Raw genomic sequence first — 687 nt, forward strand, 5'->3', positions numbered from 1 at the left:
GGCCGCGGCCCTCGGCGGCGGCGAGCGAGCGCTTATGCCGTTCGCGTGGTCCGGCGCGGTCCTGCGTTCGGGCGGCCCGGCCACCCTGCGCGTCCGGATCCGGCCGGCGGGCGACGACGCCGTGGCCCTCGACATCGCCGACGGCACCGGGGTCGCCGTCGCCACCGTGTCGTCGCTGGTCCTGCGGCCCCTGGCCGCGCAGCAGCTGGTCACCGACTCGCTGTTCCGTCTGGAGTGGACGCCGGTCGAGGTGCCGTCCGATGTGGACCCGGACCTGACTTTGGTGTACGTCATCGGTGATCCGGCCGACGTCGGCGGGAGCGTCCGGCGCGTCCTGGCCTACGCACTCGAGACGATCAAGTCCCACTTGGACGGTGACGGACGGGTGGTGTTCGTCACCCGCGGTGCGACCACCGGCGCGGACCCCGCGGCGGCGGCCGTCTGGGGCCTGGTCCGCTCGGTCCGCGCCGAGCACCCGGACCGGTTCCTGCTCGCGGACACCGACACCGACGACCTCGCCCCGCTCCTCGCCGTGCTCGCCGCGGGGGAGGAGACCGAAGCCGCCTTGCGCGACGGTGTCGTGCTCGTCCCGCGGCTGGCCCGCGCCGAGCAGCCGGACGCCGGGGCCGTGCCCGCGTTCGACGTCAGTGGCACGGTCCTGATCACCGGCGGCACCGGCGCGCTCGG

1 pseudogene is annotated in these 687 nt (G+C 75.7%); it reads left to right on the forward strand.

Annotated features, from left to right (window positions below):
• Nucleotides 1-34: 34 nt before the first annotated feature.
• Nucleotides 35-687, forward strand: a pseudogene (locus G3I65_RS18860) (beta-ketoacyl synthase); the annotation flags it as partial.

Origin of the sequence: Amycolatopsis sp. SID8362, assembly GCF_010550475.1 — a bacterium.
In the GTDB taxonomy this organism is placed as follows: domain Bacteria; phylum Actinomycetota; class Actinomycetes; order Mycobacteriales; family Pseudonocardiaceae; genus Amycolatopsis; species Amycolatopsis eburnea.